This is a genomic window from Peribacillus sp. NPDC097895 (assembly GCF_050277555.1).
Taxonomy (GTDB): domain Bacteria; phylum Bacillota; class Bacilli; order Bacillales; family DSM-1321; genus Peribacillus.
Genome location: NZ_JBNNSH010000001.1, coordinates 983,661 through 997,144, shown reverse-complemented (window position 1 = coordinate 997,144; position 13,484 = coordinate 983,661). Strand labels below are relative to the sequence as shown.

Below are 13,484 nucleotides of genomic sequence, written 5' to 3'. Positions count from 1 at the left end.
TAGAAACAGCTCCTCATTCCGGCTTTACTAAAAATAATGGTTGACCATATTCCACAAGCTGACCTTCTTTTACTAGGACTTCAACGATTTCACCGCTTACTTCAGCTTCGATTTCATTGAAAAGTTTCATAGCTTCCACGATGCAGACGATGGAATCGCCCGTTACTTTATCACCTGTTTTTACGTAAGCAGGTGAATCCGGTGCTGGAGATTGGTAGAATGTCCCTACCATTGGAGAAGTGATTTTATGTAAATTTTCCTGTTCAGCTGCGGCAGCAGCCGGCTTTTCAGGTTCAACAGCTTTCGGCACTACAGGGGCAGGGGCCGCTGCGGGCTTGACCTCTACTGCTGTATTGGCTTGAACAACTTCTGGAGCAGCTGTTTGGTGTACTACTGTACCTGTTTCCGTTTTTTTCAATTTAATTTTCGTTCCTTCATTTTCAAAAACGAATTCACTGATATTGGATTGATCGACTAGCTTAATAATTTCACGAATTTCTTGCACTTTCATTTTGTGGCACCCCTTGTCTAATTTAATATGAGTTTTTGAGGCAATGATATTTTATGTAATCCTTTACCTGTAGCTTATCCATACCTTGTCCAATTCTACACAATCGAGCGCTTTCTCGATACGATTGCAAATAAACTGAATGCATACCTCATCTGTATTATAACAGATATTTCACTTTATCAAAATATTGTTTCCTTTAAAGAATTGAAAAGATTATGACCAGCTTCTAACATCATACAATATTAGCTTATGCAAATTCAATGATAGATTAGTTGGAACTTGATATCCATACTTCTATCTTACACCTTTATTATAATATTGTGAATTTTTTCATCTTGTACCCCATGGCGTTTTGCCTTGAAATTTACCAATTCAGATTGGGAATTCAGCAGACCCCTCTACCATTATTACTTTTCTGGAATATTAAGGAGAAGTATAAACGCCATTTCTATTTGAGTTCCCCATACCATTTGGCATAAAAATACTTTTCCTCTAAAGTTTCCCTCCTTTATGATATTGGAAAAAATACAAATAAAAAAGACCCCTTTTTTTATAAAGAGGGACCTTCAAGTTTTTTTCGGCTGCGGACTGTTGTGTATCAGCTCTTTTTTTCTGTATGTGAGTTTACTTTTCAGGTTGGAAATCGACCACTACATTTTGTGCATCGTTCACTTCTTTTCTTACAAGGCGGATAATGTTGTTGGCCTCTGTTTTAGTTTGTTTATCAGCCTTGACACTTACCTTTACATCCGTTCCATCCACTCGAACCAATGCTGCATTATAATCCATGGCCACAATTAAGTTTTCGATGATATTTTCTTTTACTTTCGTTTCACTTAATTGTTCGATTTTCGCATAAGCCTCGTCTCTTTCTTCAGCGGAAAGGTCTGTGTTGCCCATCTTTGCTGTCAATTCTTCATTCAGCTTCGCCCGTTCATCTTCAATCTGCATCCTTAACGATTCGAACTCATCCCCTGATGCAATGGTTACAGAGGAACCTTCTGCATTTTTGGACGTTTCTTTTCCACTTTTATTTTCAACTTTTGTGTCCGCTTTGCTTTCGGTTTTACTTTCTGTTTTATTCTCTGCCTGTTCCTTTTGTTCGGTCGCCGTCATATCGGCGGCATTTTCTTCAGGAGCGGTTAAATAATAGACTGAAAGTACAACGACCAAACTTAGCATAGTCAATAACCAAACGGTTTGTTTTTTTAATAACATGTAGATTTTCCCCCTTATTTTTTAGGCATGACAGAAACCCTATGACTCGGTACATCCAGTGATCGTGTGACAGCTTCGATGATCCACTTCTTTATTTGAATGTTTTCGGCTCCTTTAGCGACTACCAGGACTCCTCGCACACTAGGTTTTTTTGTTTCCGAAATGATTGGCCCTTCTTTTTCCCCGCTTTTGACCAAAACTAGCTGTTCATCTACCGATGTGTCTTCGACCGTCCTTTTGCCGCCTTCCTGGTCAGTTTCTGAAGTGACTTGTTTTTGGGTGACTTTATTTCTTTCATATACTTTTTTCTCGGAGGCATCCACGTAGATTACGACTTTCACTTCCTTGACACCCGCGATGGATTCAAGCGCTTCCTTCATTTCATTCTGAAGATATATCTCATAATCTTTTGTCGTCTTGAATTCAGATTGATTCTTCTGGCCGAATGTTTCTACATCATTGCCCTCATCTTCCTGTTTATTATTGAATACAGACTTTGCTTCAGGTGTTTGTCCCGTCTGGTTGGTGGTTAACAAATTCCCGACCATCATAATTCCCGCTCCCAAAAGGACTACAATTAAAGCATAGACATACAGGGAAGGTTTTTTTTCCTTAGGCTCTTTTTGGTCAGGGTCTTTATTTAATAGTTTTTGCAGCCAGGATAATGGACCTTTGTCTTTGTTCAATACTCAGTCACTTCCTTTCCCCGGCGATTTCAATGATTTCTTCATCGACAGACCAACTTGTTGCCAGAAACCTTTTGACAGCATCTAGATTGGCTTCATTGGTAGAGGACGGTGTCTTTGCATTAATATCAACCTTCGCTACGGCCTCTATCTCCGAGTCTTCTTTTTCTTCTGCCTTTTCCAATGAAATCGTAATGTTTTGCAAATCATCAACACTATCAACACTTGGTTCTTCCTCATTCTTGACTCCAACATCAATAGAACTAATCTTCATGTTATAATCCACCATCAGCTCCTCTTCCACTTCTGCCTGTAAGTCAACAGCCATTTGTTTTAAAATATATGCACCCTGGGTAGCTTGTATTTCTTTTTTCTTCAATTCTGTCAAATTTCCTAAATCTTTTTTTTTCTGACTTTCAAATTCACTTGTAGCCGCAGACAGAATTTCGTCGAAATCCTTATTGAATAATCCCAATATAGGAGTGATGATGATCGCAATCAGTAAAAGCCCGATCACCAATTTGGCATATTTCTGTAAAGCCGAATTGGGAAGAAGCATATCGATAACAGTAGCCAGCAATACAAATACGATAATATTGGATACCCAGCCAGCTAAAAAACTCACCTAGCCCTCCTCCTTTCTACCGAACCATCAGTGTTATGTTTCCAGAGGCTATGATTACGGTGATACTTAAAAAGAACATGAGTGAGACAATGGCCAAAGCAGCGAAAATATAAATCATGCTTTTACTTATAATGTCAAGGCATTTTATTACAGGCCCCCCACCAAGCGGCTGCAAAAGACTTGCTGCCAATTTATAAACAAAAGAAATCATTAAGATTTTCAGGGCGGGAAATGTGGTTATGAGCAAGAGAATAATGACGCCTGACAAGCCAACTGTATTTTTCAGAAGAACGGAGGCACTTATGACCGTATCCGTTGCATCAGTAAACATGCGCCCTATTACCGGTATAAAGTTACCTGTCACGAATTTGGCCGTCCTGATCGTCACTCCATCTGCTACAGCGGAGGATGCTCCTTGAACGGAAATGACACCAAGGAAAATCGTCATGAATGCCCCTAGGATCCCGATGGCAAAGTTACGGAGAAGTTGTGCCAGCTGGGTCACTTTGTAATGTTCGGTCAGCGTGCTGACAATGCTTAAAATCGCTGCAAAGAATAATAACGGAAGGACGATATACTGTATCAAGATGCCGCTGGTATTCATTAAAAACATTAAGACCGGGTGAAAGAATGCTGCTGATACAAGTCCACCTGAAGCGGCTATTAAAGCCAGGAGCAAAGGGATCAGCGCCATTAAAAAAGAAATCATCAAATCTATCGTATCTTTTGTATACTCAATCGCGACATGAAAACTGTTAAGTGCCAAGATGATCAACACCATATAAACGATTGCATAAGCAACCTTACTTACCGAGCTTTGCTCGAACGCGTTCTGCAAAGTCTGCAGGAACATGCTGAAAACCGTTAACAAAATGAGTGATCCCAGCAGTTTGCCATTTACGAGCAGCTCATGAAAAATGAATTTTATAATTCCCTTTATCCATTGGTCAAAGGAGAATTTCTTATCACCACTTACAAAATCCATGAAGCTCCCTTTCTGGCTTTCGGGCAGGAATCCTCCATATTCCGTGACAATGTCATCCCAATATTGTTTAAGCTCATCAACACCCAGTCTTTCTATTTGGGCTTGTACCAGTTCAGACTGCATGATTGGCTCTTGATTGATTTCACCATTCTCAGGATTTTCGGCAGCTTGTCCAATAGATGTATGCAAAAAAAAGAGTAAAACGAATAGAATGGATAAGTAAGGCATCCGCTGCTTCATACATTCACCTCATTGACTAGTAGGAATAATCCGTTAACTTGGGAGCATTTGTATAATCGTTTCGATAATGACCGTCAAAATCGGAATCGCCATCGCCAGAATCAAGATTTTTCCGCTCAATTCTATTTTGGAAGCAAGCGATCCCTGCCCTGCATCTTTTGTAATTTGAGAAGCGAACTCAGCAATATAGGCAATTCCGATTATTTTTAAGATGGTCTCTAGATATACCGTATTTACATTCGCGTTAACTGCAATTTTTTCTAACATAAGAATGATTTCATATATTTTATCCGCTAAAAAAAGAAAAATGGAGCAGCCTACAAAAACGACTAGCAGGAAAGCAAAATTTGGTTTTTGTTCTTTGACGATCAGGGCCAAAAAGGTGGCGACCAGGGCAATGGACACGATTTTTATGATTTCAATCGCGAATCCCCCCTTACTGAAATAGGAATACAGATTTAATTTTTTGAAATAAATCCTCTACTACAGAAGCTACCATGAATAAAATATAGATGAATCCGAATAGTGTCACCCACTGGGCATATTCCTTCTTCCCAACCTGATCGAGTATCGTGTGAAGAAATGCAACAACAAGCCCCACACCCGCTATTTTAAATATGATGTCCACATCAATGCCCATTTTCATTCCCCCCACATATTCCTACATCAACAAAATAATTAATAATAGTCCTGTTAAAAAACCAAGACTTTTCATCATTTTTTCATACTTTCCCTGTCGGTCGAGCGCATCGATCTCTTCACGTTCCAAGTGTGCCATCGTTAGCATGATTTGCTTTTGCTGATGATATTTATCACTTTTTCCAAGGGTCTCCCCAAACTGTGAAAGAATCTCGAACTCTCCTTGTTTTAAAGCTAGGGATTGCCATATTTTCTTCAAACTTTCATCCCATGCTTCTTTAACGGTGGTCTCACCCGATTCGAGTCGATTTGCAAATGTATCGAAAAAGATGGATAAAGGTTTGGCCAGCTGCTTAGAAAGTTTCCTGGCTGCTTCTTTCAAGGGTGTATGACCATACATGATTTCAGCTTCAAGCGATTGCATGGCGACTTTCAGCTGTCTCAGTTGACGAGGCCTCATGCTTAATTTTTTCGCAGCCTCGAAGCCAGCCCATGTCGTGGTAATAATAATGATGGCTGCTCCAATTATCTTAAACATGCGGGTTCACACTTTCACTCAAGAATAAAGGAACCCCTGCTGCATCAAGGACTTTATAGCTCCTCTTTCCTGATTTACTTCTTTGTAATTCTATAAAACGTTCAAAGATGTTTTGCTTTAATATTTCTGCGATAAAGGGCCGCTTCTTGATTTCATCCAGGGTATGGCCATGTGTAGTTATCATGAGTTTAATACCTGCATTTACAGCTTCTAGCACAGCTTGTGTATCCTCAGCGCGTCCTATTTCATCAACGACCAATACATCCGGGGACATCGAACGGATCATCATCATCATCCCTTCCGCTTTAGGACATCCATCGAGCACATCCACCCTTGTTCCAAATTCAAGCTGTGGCACTCCATGAACACATCCGGCAATTTCTGAACGCTCGTCCACTATTCCCACCTTTTGAGGGGGAATGCCTCTTTTTTCATTTCCACTGGATATCATTCTTGCAATATCACGTAATATGGTCGTTTTTCCTGTTTGCGGAGCACCGATCAACATTGTATGTTGCCATTCTCCATTGAATAAATAAGGAATGAGCGGTTCTGCTGCCCCTATTTTTTCACGTGCAATCCGAATATTGAATGAGGAGATATCCCTGATTGCTTTGACCGACCCATTTTCAAGGATCACCTTCCCGGCAAGACCTACACGATGTCCGCCCGCTATGGTTATATATCCTCGCTTTAATTCTTCTTCAAGCGTATATAACGAAAATTGACCTATTTGATTCAATAATTGATCTGCATCCGATTGGCTCACTTGATAGGAAAAGAAGAAAGGTTCCCCTCCTACAATGACCTCAAGCGGTCTTCCAACCCGAATCCGCAGCTCTTCCATTTTTTCGATCATCATCGGTGTCATACCCCGGAGCTGCTCGTATAATTTTTTCGGTAAAAAAGAAAGAATCGTTTCCATTTTGACAATCCTCCTGTATACACCACTTGCAATAAAATATATGCAGATCCGATCGTAATGATGACAAGCTTAGAAAGAAACTGGACTTTTATTGATTTTTTATCACTTCAATCACCAAAAAAGAACAAAAAAAAGACCGAGATATTAATCTCGGTCTTCTACCAATTATGCGCGTGATACGTATGAACCTTCATTTGTATTGATCAATAATTTGTCACCTTGGTTGATGAAGAATGGAACTTGAACTGAAAGGCCCGTCTCAAGTACGGCTGATTTCGTTCCGCCTGAAGATGTGTCGCCTTTTATTCCCGGCTCAGTTTCAGCCACTTCAAGTTCAACTGTGTTTGGCAGTTCGACCCCAAGGGTTTCGGCTTGGAAAGTCATGATATGCACTTCCATATTTTCTTTAAGGAATTTCAATTCACGTTCAATGCTTGAAGCTGGTAGCTCGATTTGGTCATATGTTTCGTTGTCCATGAATACATGGCTATCTCCGCTTGCATAAAGGTACTGCATTTTGCGGTTTTCGATATGTGCTTTCGCAACTTTTTCACCTGCACGGAATGTTTTCTCTTGGATTGAACCTGTACGAAGATTACGAAGTTTAGAACGTACAAATGCAGCACCTTTACCAGGTTTAACATGTTGGAACTCGATAACCTGCCAAATTCCATTATCTACTTCAATCGTTACACCCGTGCGAAAATCGTTTACAGAAATCATAAAATTGTCCTCCTACATGTACATGTTTACAGAATGATTAACTCTTTCGTTGAATGAGTAAGTGATTCGTTACCTTCAATTGTAACGATTGTATCATCTTCAATCCGCACTCCGCCAACACCCGGCAAGTAAATGCCTGGTTCAACGGTCACGGCCATACCTGGTTCTAAAATGATATCGGACCTTAAGGACAATGCTGGACCTTCATGGACTTCAAGACCGATTCCATGTCCAGTCGAATGTCCAAAATACTGCCCAAATCCCTTTTCTTCAATTAAATTACGAGTTAGTGCATCCGCTTCCCTGCCCGTCATCCCTGGTTTGATCCCAGCCATTCCGCGCAGTTGAGCTTCTAAAACAATGTCATAAATGTTAATAAGTTCTTCACTCGGCTTGCCAACTGCTAATGTCCTAGTTATATCTGAAACATATCCGTTAAAATATGCTCCGTAATCCAATGTGACAAAATCGCCTTTTTCAATGATTTTAGCCGTAGCCACTCCATGTGGAAGAGCGGACCTTATACCAGAGGCTACAATAATATCAAAGGAAGAAGAAGTTGCCCCTTGTTTCCTCATAAAGAATTCAAGTTCATTGGATACATCCAGTTCTGTAACCCCTGGGCGGATGAAATCCAGAATATGTGTAAAGGCAGCATCGGCAATAGCGGCCGCTTCCTTTAATATCTTAATCTCTGATGAAGTCTTTATCAAGCGTAAATTCTCAATAATTCCAGACACAGGCTTAAGTTGGCCTTCAATGGCCGTTTCGTATGCCTTATATGTCGCAAAAGTCAAATGTTCCTGCTCAAAGCCCAGCGTGCCGATATTCATCTCTTTAGCCTGTTTACCGACTTCTTCGATGATGGTTCCCTTATGTTGTACGATTTCATAGTCCGTCGCCTGCTTGCCCGCTTGTTCCACGTATCTGAAATCAGTGATGAATTTAGCTTCTTTTTGGGAGATCAGGACAACGCCTGCACTTCCCGTAAAATTGGTCATGAAACGGCGGTTATATGTACTGGTAATCAAAAAACCATCAATGCCCACCTTTTCCATTGAGGCTCTTAAACGCGTAAGTTTATTCATTTAATTTCTCCCCCTTTGCAATCTTTGTGATCGCCTGCAACGCCAATTCATATCCGTGTATCCCCAAGCCGACAATCTGTCCCGCCGATACCGGCGCGGTCACTGATTCATGCCGAAAGCTTTCACGGGCATGGATGTTCGAAATGTGCACTTCCACAACTGGAACATCAATTCCGGCAATTGCATCACGAATCGCGTAGCTATAATGAGTAAAAGCTCCAGGATTAATGATAATCCCGTCAAACCCATGATCTTCCGACCAATGGAGCTTGTCGATAATCGCTCCTTCATGATTGGATTGAAAAGAGGTCAATTCCACATTTAACCCTTGAGCTTGCTTTTGTAATAAAGCTTCCAAATCCGCAAGCGACGAGGATCCATAATGTGCAGGTTCCCGCTTCCCTAAGCGATTTAAATTCGGACCATTGATTAATAAGATTTTTATCATCACTAAACACCTGCTCATAATTAAAAGAATGCTTTCCATGAACATTCTATCATAATTACAAATTGTCTTACTACTTTTTTACAACCAAGAAGCATTCAGCTTTCCGACTGCTTTTCGGCGTTGTTGCTTTTTTGACGTATATATTCCTGGTGGTCGTATGATATAGAATATCCTACAAAAAGACCATATAAAATAAAAATGCAAATACTGGTTATAATTGTATTTGACGACATTTTCGAAACGGTTGGCAAATCGGAGAACATCGGTTTTAAGACAAATATCAGCAAAAGCCAGCAAACCACTCCAAAAAAAATACCTGAAAAAATACTCTTCATCCTTTTAAAGAGGCTATAGTATATTAAAGCAATACCTACGGATATCAGTCCAAACACAAGTATGGTCATGACCGTACCAAGCCAGTGATCAATCCAGGTCATATTCGACCAAGAAGTAAGTATGAATTTGGGGCTGAATTCCATAAAATTCACATAATGCGCGATTATTCCGGCTAAACTCGCAGCTGCCCCCCCAACAAAACCGATAGCTAGTGCATCATAGATTAACACGTTTTGATTTTCCAGTTGATTTTGTCCATTTTCATTAGAAGACATATCAAACACCTCCGCTACATAGTATGCCCTCTGTTAAATAGAACTATTTTTTTTTATTCTTAAGAAGGAGAATCACTAGAGGTTTTATGATTTATTCTGTATGATTAAATCATAAATAATCTGCTTTTTTCAGAGGAAAATATCCATCCTCTGTTGAAGTTTATAATGTACACAGGATAATGCTACCTTCCTGTGATTCAACATTCATAAAGTACTTGCAAGGATAAAAGCGCGATTCATTTTGAAGCGCGTCATTAGCTCTTGTGATACTTGATAATAAACATGTTAGCACCCATGAGAGAGCTACGTGAATAACTATTAGGTTGGTGTAGAAATGTCTGAGGTCCAAAAACCCGTTTATGGAGGGCAGGCTGTTGTGGAAGGCGTCATGTTCGGCGGCAAGCATCACACAGTCACTGCGGTCCGCCGCAAAGATTCAACGATTGTCTATTATCATTTACCGCGTGAATCGAAACCTGCTGTAAACCGCTTGAAAAAAGTCCCGTTTATACGGGGAATCGTAGCACTGATTCAGTCGAGTGCTACCGGTTCGAAACATTTAAACTTTTCCACTGAACAGTATGAACAAGAAAACGGGGAAAAGCAGGAAGAAGAGAAAAAAGAAACAAAGGAATCATCTAAATTAAGCGTATGGCTGGGAGTTGCCGTAATCGGTGTTCTCTCCTTCCTATTTGGGAAGTTGCTTTTCACTTTGATTCCTGTCTTTCTTGCCGAATTGACAAGGCCCATTTTCAATGGCCATATGGCCCAGGTTTTAATGGAAAGCTTGTTCAAATTGATATTATTGCTCGTATACATTTACGTCGTATCCATGACGCCTTTGATCAAGCGGGTCTTTCAATATCACGGAGCTGAGCATAAGGTGATCAATTGCTTTGAAAGCGGAAAAGAATTGACCGTAGCAAATGTGCAGGCAAGTTCACGCCTTCATTATCGCTGTGGCAGCAGCTTTATTTTATTTACTGTCATTGTAGGGATGTTCGTCTACTTGCTTGTTCCGACCGATCCATTATGGCTCCGTGTCGTGGATCGTGTTTTGCTTATCCCCGTGGTTCTTGGCATAGCCTTCGAGGTATTGCAGTTGACCAACAAAGTAAGAGATACACCTGTTCTGCGTTACCTTGGCTATCCTGGCCTTTGGCTTCAGTTATTGACAACCAAAGCTCCTTCCGACGATCAAGTCGAAGTCGCATTGGCATCCTTCACCGAATTGTTAAGGATGGAAAAAAATACCGAAAAAGGTTTGGAATCGGATGTAATTGTGTAAAACATCATACACATTCTGTTTATGAAAAAGCATATACTACCTAAAGGAAAGATCTTCGTTTTTTTCAAAAATTTCACTTGAAGAATGTTTAAAATAAGCAAAAAATGCTTATGATGCTCTTAAGGAGGTGTCTTTGTTGAAACGTTTCATATCTTTCATGATATACGGAATCATCGCCCTCGGAGTCCTCGGACTAATGAGCCGACTATTTAATGACCCGATTGGCTTTTTTAGAAACATTCTCATAATAGCCATTGTCGCAGGGATTATTTATATGATTTATACCGGATTAACAAAGGGGAAACCAGTAAAAAAAGAGCAGCAAGCATTCCGAAAGGCTGCCCGCCAATCGAAAAAAAGGCTAAAAAGCCGAACTTCGAAAAAGGATAATGTGGCTAGCTTCTCAGCAGCAAAAACATCAAAAAAATTTAAAGTAAGAAGGAAAAGCGATAGTCACTTAACTGTCATCGAAGGGAAAAAGAATAAAAAGAAAAATCGGGCTTCTTTTTAAGAGCCCGATTTTCTTTTTATTCAATATGTCCAATACTTTAGGAATTCTTTCGTACGCTCTCTGCCCCGATTCATCAATTCACCCTTTTTTTCATCATTCAGATTGAAATCCAATGCTGAAATTCCTTTCATCGGGATAAACACAATATTCTGTACGTGTTTCTTGGAAATATACCGTGCATCATGGGCGTCTTTCATCGTCTTGAATAGAGCGGAGAACAATTCAAGCGCATTATCAACCTCGTGAGGTTTCCATATCTCATCGACACTAAGGCGCAGCCCAATGACTGGCCGTTCCTTTCTTACATGATCTGAATTGAATAACCACATTGGAAAATTACTTAATACACCGCCATCAACGAAAAGGAATGTGCTTTTCCCAACATCAAGCTTTACGGGCTCAAAGAAATAGGGAATGCTGCAACTCATCCTTACTGCCTTGGCGACTGGAAACGTGATCGGATCAATTCCATAGTTCGGTAAATCATCAGGAAGTACCACCAATTTACCATTCGTAATATCAGAGGTTATGATACGGAGGGAATTCGGTCGGATATCCTTAAAAGTAACTACATTCCTTTCGGAAAGCTTGCTGGCAATCCATGCTTCCAAAGCGTCCCCTTTATAAAGGCCTAGTTTCCAGTATACAAGGAGCCATTTGGCAAGCGGGATAGGTAAAAGACCACGCCTTTTATCCAACAAGCTGCTTAAATCTATATCAAAAAAAAGCTCTTCCATTTCTTTTCCCGTGTATCCAGCGGCTACGAAAGCGGCAATGATGGATCCTGCACTTGTACCCGCTGTCCTATGGAATACAAAACCCTGTTCCTCTAATTCCTGCAGGGCCCCCACTAAACCATAGGCTTTAATCCCGCCTCCGGAAAAAACGCCGTCAATAATCATAGCTGCCCTCCCCTAATCCGGTCTTTACATTTCTAAGCAGGATTAGAGCGATTTATGACAGTTTTATATAGAAATTCCCTTCATCAGGTAAAATACTGAATATCCGCTTTAGGGAAAAATTCCGCTATATACCCTCGAATGGTCGTTTCCAGTTCTGCGGCTTCTTCGGTTTGATAAACATATTTACCAATTCCATATCTGCCCCATTTATATTTACGCTTCGTTTCATCCAGTTCCAATTTTGTTTTCGGGTAGTTTTTTTGAATCACTTTTTTTGCTGGACCAGTGAACCGATGCTGGATTAGTTCAAAAGTCAAATCCGGAATATCCACCCCTTTTAATGCATCACTTAACCGTTCGAATAATTCATGGTAGCCTTCCTTCCATTCTTCATGACGATAAATTGGAGCTACGATAAAACCTAAGGGATATCCGGCGCCTGCCACTTTGCGCGCAGCTTCCATTCTTTCCTCAAAGCTCGAAGTGCCGGGCTCGAAATTCTTTATCACGTAACGTGAATTTATACTGAACCGAAATCTTGTTTTTCCATTATGCTTTGCATCCAAAAGGTGATCAACATGATGAAATTTCGTTACGAACCTGAGAACTCCATATTCACTTTTCCCAAAATATTCGATTGCTCTTTTTAATGAATGTGTCAAATGGTCAATTCCAACGATATCGGATGTACAGGCTGCTTCAAAACGGGTAATTTCAGGCTTTCTCTCATTAATATATTTTTCGGCTGCCTCGAAAATCTCATCAAGATTCACATATGTCCTAATATATGGTTTCGATCCGAGTGTTGTCTGTAAATAACAATAGTGACAATGCCCCATACAACCAGTAGCAAGCGGGATGGCATATTCAGCAGAGGGCTTGGATGAATCGAATTTCAATGTTTTTCTGATCCCGACCACAAGCGTCGACTTGGCGACACGATATTTTTGTAAATCATTTTCTCCAGGAAGATCCCTAATTTGATTATGTGATGTGGTCTCACGGATTTCAATATTCATATCCTCGAATTTCTTTTTCAATTCCCGGCCAAGTGGGTAATCCAGTGCCCTAGGCTCGATATATACTAACTGTGGGATAAATGGCTTCATTACCTTCTCCATTCTTTTGTGGATTTGTCATATTTTCAATCAAACTAGACAATCTAATTAATAAGGATAGTTTTTCTTTATTCTGTTATCCTCATGATTGTTTTTAATTGGTAAAATCAAATGAAGGAGTTGCAAAATGGCTAATAAACAAGAATTCTTGACAAATGGAATAGGAAAACAAGTGATGACTGTCCAAACAGATAATAAATATCCAAATCCCAGGAATATCCCTGGAGACTCTGTCGATAAATTTTCCGTATTGAAAGATGGGAACCAATACCTAGCCGAAAAGGAAATAGCCCAGCAAAATGAAAATGGTTGAATAATGCAAAGAGAGGACCGAATCCTTGGATTCGGTCCTCTCTTCTTTATCTATACTTTTTGTCTTGCTTGAACTTTTGATTTTTTATAAAACCCCGTTAAGATTAACTTTCCAG

The 13,484-nt window shown here is 40.1% G+C and carries 18 protein-coding genes; 3 read left to right on the top strand and 15 right to left on the bottom strand.

The features are described from left to right. Positions 1-13: 13 nt before the first annotated feature. The 13 genes from accB to ACQKMH_RS04705 all read right to left on the bottom strand — a co-directional run bounded on the left by accB (position 14) and on the right by ACQKMH_RS04705 (position 9,237). The gene (accB, locus tag ACQKMH_RS04765) at positions 14-511 is read right to left on the bottom strand and encodes an acetyl-CoA carboxylase biotin carboxyl carrier protein (RefSeq protein ID WP_427586307.1); all 498 of its coding nucleotides are present in this window, start codon (positions 509-511) and stop codon (positions 14-16) included. A gap of 624 nt (positions 512-1,135) precedes the next feature. Further along, positions 1,136-1,729, bottom strand: coding sequence for a SpoIIIAH-like family protein (locus ACQKMH_RS04760; protein ID WP_427586306.1), 594 nt, complete (start codon positions 1,727-1,729; stop codon positions 1,136-1,138). A 14-nt stretch (positions 1,730-1,743) separates the two neighbouring features. Next, entirely contained in the window at positions 1,744-2,415 is a 672-nt protein-coding gene (spoIIIAG, locus tag ACQKMH_RS04755; protein ID WP_427586305.1) for a stage III sporulation protein AG, read from the bottom strand. 7 nt (positions 2,416-2,422) lie between these two features. After that, positions 2,423-3,040, bottom strand: a complete 618-nt coding sequence (gene spoIIIAF, locus ACQKMH_RS04750) for a stage III sporulation protein AF (protein ID WP_427586304.1) — start codon at positions 3,038-3,040, stop codon at positions 2,423-2,425. 16 nt (positions 3,041-3,056) lie between these two features. After that, positions 3,057-4,265 (bottom strand): stage III sporulation protein AE, encoded by a 1,209-nt coding sequence (spoIIIAE, locus tag ACQKMH_RS04745; protein ID WP_427586303.1) that lies wholly within the window; start codon positions 4,263-4,265, stop codon positions 3,057-3,059. A gap of 33 nt (positions 4,266-4,298) precedes the next feature. Next, complete coding sequence (spoIIIAD, locus tag ACQKMH_RS04740) at positions 4,299-4,679, bottom strand: stage III sporulation protein AD (protein ID WP_427587509.1); 381 nt, start codon at positions 4,677-4,679, stop codon at positions 4,299-4,301. Positions 4,680-4,701: 22 nt separating this feature from the next. Beyond that, positions 4,702-4,905, bottom strand: coding sequence for a stage III sporulation protein AC (spoIIIAC, locus tag ACQKMH_RS04735; RefSeq protein ID WP_034308319.1), 204 nt, complete (start codon positions 4,903-4,905; stop codon positions 4,702-4,704). Between the two features lie 21 nt (positions 4,906-4,926). After that, positions 4,927-5,442 (bottom strand): stage III sporulation protein SpoIIIAB, encoded by a 516-nt coding sequence (gene spoIIIAB, locus ACQKMH_RS04730; RefSeq protein WP_427586302.1) that lies wholly within the window; start codon positions 5,440-5,442, stop codon positions 4,927-4,929. Continuing rightward, positions 5,435-6,367: a stage III sporulation protein AA gene (gene spoIIIAA / locus ACQKMH_RS04725; protein ID WP_427586301.1), complete on the bottom strand. Its 933-nt coding sequence runs from the start codon at positions 6,365-6,367 to the stop codon at positions 5,435-5,437. Before spoIIIAA ends, spoIIIAB begins: the two co-directional genes overlap by 8 nt. 165 nt (positions 6,368-6,532) lie before the next feature. Continuing rightward, complete coding sequence (efp, locus tag ACQKMH_RS04720) at positions 6,533-7,090, bottom strand: elongation factor P (protein WP_034308328.1); 558 nt, start codon at positions 7,088-7,090, stop codon at positions 6,533-6,535. Positions 7,091-7,116: 26 nt separating this feature from the next. Then, a complete protein-coding gene (locus ACQKMH_RS04715; RefSeq protein WP_427586300.1) occupies positions 7,117-8,178 on the bottom strand; it encodes a M24 family metallopeptidase in 1,062 nt (353 codons plus the stop codon). Further along, a complete protein-coding gene (aroQ, locus tag ACQKMH_RS04710; protein WP_427586299.1) occupies positions 8,171-8,626 on the bottom strand; it encodes a type II 3-dehydroquinate dehydratase in 456 nt (151 codons plus the stop codon). Before aroQ ends, ACQKMH_RS04715 begins: the two co-directional genes overlap by 8 nt. Before the next feature lie 95 nt (positions 8,627-8,721). Then, positions 8,722-9,237 carry a YqhR family membrane protein gene (locus ACQKMH_RS04705; protein ID WP_427586298.1) on the bottom strand — a complete coding sequence of 172 codons (516 nt, stop codon included), beginning with the start codon at positions 9,235-9,237 and terminating at the stop codon, positions 8,722-8,724. 334 nt (positions 9,238-9,571) lie between these two features. Between ACQKMH_RS04705 and ACQKMH_RS04700 the strand changes: the two genes are divergently transcribed. Further along, positions 9,572-10,525: a DUF1385 domain-containing protein gene (locus tag ACQKMH_RS04700; protein ID WP_427586297.1), complete on the top strand. Its 954-nt coding sequence runs from the start codon at positions 9,572-9,574 to the stop codon at positions 10,523-10,525. A 136-nt stretch (positions 10,526-10,661) separates the two neighbouring features. Then, the gene (locus ACQKMH_RS04695) at positions 10,662-11,036 is read left to right on the top strand and encodes an SA1362 family protein (protein WP_427586296.1); all 375 of its coding nucleotides are present in this window, start codon (positions 10,662-10,664) and stop codon (positions 11,034-11,036) included. Positions 11,037-11,056: 20 nt separating this feature from the next. On the opposite strand, the gene ACQKMH_RS04690 is transcribed toward ACQKMH_RS04695, so the two are convergent. Both ACQKMH_RS04690 and splB read right to left on the bottom strand, forming a co-directional pair. Then, positions 11,057-11,938 carry a patatin-like phospholipase family protein gene (locus ACQKMH_RS04690; RefSeq protein WP_427586295.1) on the bottom strand — a complete coding sequence of 294 codons (882 nt, stop codon included), beginning with the start codon at positions 11,936-11,938 and terminating at the stop codon, positions 11,057-11,059. 83 nt (positions 11,939-12,021) lie between these two features. After that, positions 12,022-13,047 carry a spore photoproduct lyase gene (gene splB, locus ACQKMH_RS04685; RefSeq protein ID WP_427586294.1) on the bottom strand — a complete coding sequence of 342 codons (1,026 nt, stop codon included), beginning with the start codon at positions 13,045-13,047 and terminating at the stop codon, positions 12,022-12,024. A 136-nt stretch (positions 13,048-13,183) separates the two neighbouring features. Between splB and ACQKMH_RS04680 the strand changes: the two genes are divergently transcribed. Further along, the gene (locus tag ACQKMH_RS04680) at positions 13,184-13,369 is read left to right on the top strand and encodes a hypothetical protein (protein ID WP_427586293.1); all 186 of its coding nucleotides are present in this window, start codon (positions 13,184-13,186) and stop codon (positions 13,367-13,369) included. Positions 13,370-13,484 lie beyond the last annotated feature (115 nt).